The sequence below is a fragment of the Streptomyces sp. NPDC054956 genome (assembly GCF_053609185.1).
In genome coordinates this window covers 1-3,447 of sequence record NZ_JBSGXB010000503.1, presented here as the reverse complement: position 1 = coordinate 3,447, position 3,447 = coordinate 1, and the positions used below count along the sequence as shown (strand labels likewise).

3 protein-coding genes are annotated in these 3,447 nt (G+C 72.7%); 1 reads left to right on the top strand and 2 read right to left on the bottom strand.

Annotated elements, in window-relative coordinates; translation table 11 throughout:
- Nucleotides 1-50: 50 nt before the first annotated feature.
- The gene (locus ACWGDE_RS37405; protein ID WP_453393540.1) at nt 51-1,076 is read right to left on the bottom strand and encodes a glycosyltransferase family 2 protein; all 1,026 of its coding nucleotides are present in this window, start codon (nt 1,074-1,076) and stop codon (nt 51-53) included.
- A gap of 130 nt (nt 1,077-1,206) precedes the next feature.
- Between ACWGDE_RS37405 and ACWGDE_RS37400 the strand changes: the two genes are divergently transcribed.
- Nucleotides 1,207-2,778: an LCP family protein gene (locus tag ACWGDE_RS37400; protein ID WP_453393539.1), complete on the top strand. Its 1,572-nt coding sequence runs from the start codon at nt 1,207-1,209 to the stop codon at nt 2,776-2,778.
- 27 nt (nt 2,779-2,805) lie between these two features.
- Here ACWGDE_RS37400 and ACWGDE_RS37395 read toward each other — a convergent pair whose 3' ends face one another.
- Nucleotides 2,806-3,345, bottom strand: coding sequence for an acyl-CoA thioesterase (locus ACWGDE_RS37395; RefSeq protein ID WP_453393538.1), 540 nt, complete (start codon nt 3,343-3,345; stop codon nt 2,806-2,808).
- Between the last annotated feature and the right edge of the window lie 102 nt (nt 3,346-3,447).

The window sequence follows — 3,447 nt, the reverse complement described above, 5'->3', positions numbered from 1 at the left end:
CCCCTTTCGTGTGAGCGGGTTCGTGTACGCGAGGGCCGCGCCCCCGGTGCTCAGAGCTCGGCGGGGTCCCGGCTCACCGACGGGCGGCGGCTCGCGATGACCTTGGCGGCGAGCGAGCGCGGGCTGGTCAGGAAGCCGTAGCCCCAGCACATGTGCATGGTCGCCAGGGCGACGGGGATCCGCAGCCGGGCCGCGAGCGAGAGGCCCTTGCCCGCCGGGACGGAGCCGAGGGTGATCGCCGCGAGGTAGCCGCCGGGGAGGACGAAGGCCCACGGGGTGACGGCCGCGCCGAGGACCACGCCGGCGGCGATCGCGCAGACGGCGGCCGGCGGGGCGAGGTAGCGCAGGTTGATGGAGCCCGAGTGGTAGCGGGCCACCACGTGGCGCCAGCGCCCGTAGTCCTTGTACTGCTTGGCGAGGGCCCGCACGGAGGGCCGCGGCCGGTACTGGACCTTCAGCTCGGGCGAGAACCAGATGAGCCCGCCGGCCTCGCGGATGCGGAAGTTCAGCTCCCAGTCCTGGGCGCGGATGAACTCCACGTTGTACCCGCCGGCGGCCTCCAGGGCCTCGCGGCGGAACACACCGAGGTACACGGTGTCCGCGGGGCCCGCCTCGCCGCCGGTGTGGAAGGCCGCGTTGCCGACGCCGATCCGCGAGGTCATCGCGGCCGCGACGGCGTCCTCCCAGGCGTTCTCGCCCTCGGCGTGCATGATGCCGCCGACGTTCTGGGCCCCGGTCTCCTCCAGGAGGCGGACCGCGGTGGCGATGTAGTTCTGGGAGAGCATGCCGTGGCCGTCCACGCGCACCACGATCGGATGGCGCGAGGCTCCGATGGCCGCGTTGAGCGCGGCGGGCGTGCGGCCGGTGGGGTTCGGCACGGTGTGGACCCGGGGGTCCTCCCGTACCAGCTCGGCGGCGATCTCGTCGGTGCGGTCCGTGGACGGCCCGAGCGCGATCACCACTTCCATCTCACCCCCGTACTGCTGTCCGAGGATGTGGCGGACCGAGTCGCGCAGATGGCGCTCTTCGTTGAGTACCGGCATGATCACCGAGACTGCGGGCTGCTGGGCGGGCATGTGGTCCTTCGAGGTCGGGTATCGGTGTCACGTTACCGCGTACGGGGGAAACGGGTGCGCGGCGGATGAGCGGTACGGACAGAGGCTGATCGTATGGACCTACTGTTCTGACGAATCAGCCGAATGTGCAATGACTTCCGGACAGGCCGCCCTGCCCGCCCTGCTGCCCCCCGCGGAGGTGTCCCCCGTGCCCCAGCCGCACCGTCCCACCCGACCCGCCCTGCCCGCCCGGCCCGCCGCCCGGCCGTCGCAGCGCGCGCCGCGGGCCGGCGGTCCGGTCAGACGCCGGGCGGACAAGCCCCGCTGGGGGGTCCGGCTCGCGGCCGGGCTGTCGGTGGTCGTACTGGGCTCCGGCGCCCTGGGGCACGCCGTGATGACCGGGCTGGACACCGGCATCGAGCGGGTGGACCCCTTCAAGGACATGAAGAACCGTCCGCAGGCCGGGCACGGGCTGAACTTCCTGCTCGTCGGCACCGACGGCCGCGAGAAGATCACCGCCGAGGAGAAGCGCGAGTACCGCCTCGGCGGGGCCCCCTGCCACTGCACGGACACCGTCATGCTGGTCCACCTCTCGGCGGACCGGACGCGGGCGAGCGTGGTCAGCCTGCCCCGCGACAGCTACGTGGAGCTGCCCGCGCACCTGGACGAGTCCGGCGGCAAGCAGCACGGGCCGCACCCCGTGAAGCTCAACGCCGCCTACGCCGAGGGCGGGCCGAACCTGACCGTGCGCACCGTCGAGAACATGACCCGCGTGAAGATCGACCACTACCTGGAGGTCGACTTCACCAGCTTCATGAAGACGGTCGACGCGATGGGCGGCGTGGACATCTGCACCGCCAAGACCATGCGCGACCCCAACACCGGCCTCGACCTGCTGCCCGGCACCCACCGGCTGACCGGCGGCCAGGCCCTCCAGTACGTGCGCTCGCGCCATGTGGACGGGGCCTCGGACCTGGGCCGGATGCAGCGCCAGCAGCGGTTCATCGCCGCCCTGATCAAGCAGGCCACCGGTGGCGGGGTGCTCCTCAACCCGGTGAAGTTCAAGGAGGTCAGCTCCACGCTGCTCGGCTCGGTCCGGGCCGACAAGGGCTTCGGTTCGCAGCAGATGCTGGCCCTCGGGCAGGCGATGCGCGATTTCACCCCCTCCTCCTCGGAGTTCGCCTCCGTGCCCATCGGCGACGCCTCCTTCCCGGTCAAGGGCATCGGCTCCACGGTGAAGTGGGACGAGGCCAAGGCCGCGAAGCTCTTCGAGGCGCTGCGCGAGGACCGGCCGATGGCCCCCGCCCCGGCGGCGGCCGCTCCCGGCCGGGCGGCGCGGCCCCAGCCGGCGGTGCCGGTGGACGTGGCCCCGCAGCAGGTCCGGGTGCAGGTGGAGAACGGCACGAGGATCGACGGGCTGGGCACCCGGGTGGACTCGGCGCTGCGCGCCACCGGTTTCGACACCACCGGGGCTCCGGGCAACGGCGCGAGCCGCGAGGTCAAGCGCACGGTGATCACGTACGACCCGCGCTGGGACCGGTCGGCCCGTACGGTGTCCACCGCGCTGCCCGGCAGCGAACTGCGGGCCGTGCCGGGGCAGGGGCGGACGGTCGTGGTGATCGCGGGCGCCGATTACCGCAAGGTGGTCGCGGTGCGCGCGGAGGACCCGTACCAGGGCGAGTTCGGCGTGGTCACGGGCGACCAGGTGGTCTGCGCGAAGTAGCGGCCGGCCCCCGGGCCCGCGGTCCGCTCAGAGCTCGTCCATGCCCTGGGCGGCCCGCTGCTCGCGCAGCTCCATGATCGCGGCCCGCCGGGCGAGGCGGTGGGTGCGGCGGATCTGGGCCTCCTGGTAGCGCCGCTCGTCCTGCTCGGTCTCCGGGAGGACCGGCGGGACCTGGCGGGGCTTGCCCTCGGAGTCCACGGCGGTGAAGACGAGGTAGGCGCTGCCGACCTGGGTGGCGGGGGTGGACTCGTTCCACCGCTCCGCGAGGACCCGTACGCCGATCTCCATGGAGGAGCGGCCGGTCCAGTTGCACTGGGCCTTCACGTGGACGAGGTCGCCGACACGGACCGGGGCGAGGAAGGCCATCTCGTCCATGGAGGCGGTGACCGCCGGGCCGCCGGAGTGGCGGCCGGCCACGGCGCCGGCCGCGTCGTCCACCAGCTTCATGATCACGCCGCCGTGCACGGTGCCGAGGAGGTTGGTGTCGTTGGCGGTCATGATGTGGCTGAGGGTGGTGCGGGAAGCCGAGATCGTCTTTCCCGCCGGCTCGCCCGGTATCTCTGTCATACAGCCACCTTAGGGCGTGTCTTTCGGGTCAGGCCGGATCAGCCCGCGGTGTCCGGTGCCGTGCATCGCAAGGCGGAGGAGGGAGGCGACGCGGAGCGTCGT

Bases quoted from the DNA above. Each gene is read 5' to 3' on its own strand.
- ACWGDE_RS37405 (WP_453393540.1), bottom strand. From the start codon at position 1,076: ATGCCCGCCCAGCAGCCCGCAGTCTCGGTGATCATGCCGGTACTCAAC.
- ACWGDE_RS37400 (WP_453393539.1), top strand. From the start codon at position 1,207: ATGACTTCCGGACAGGCCGCCCTGCCCGCCCTGCTGCCCCCCGCGGAG.
- ACWGDE_RS37395 (WP_453393538.1), bottom strand. From the start codon at position 3,345: ATGACAGAGATACCGGGCGAGCCGGCGGGAAAGACGATCTCGGCTTCC.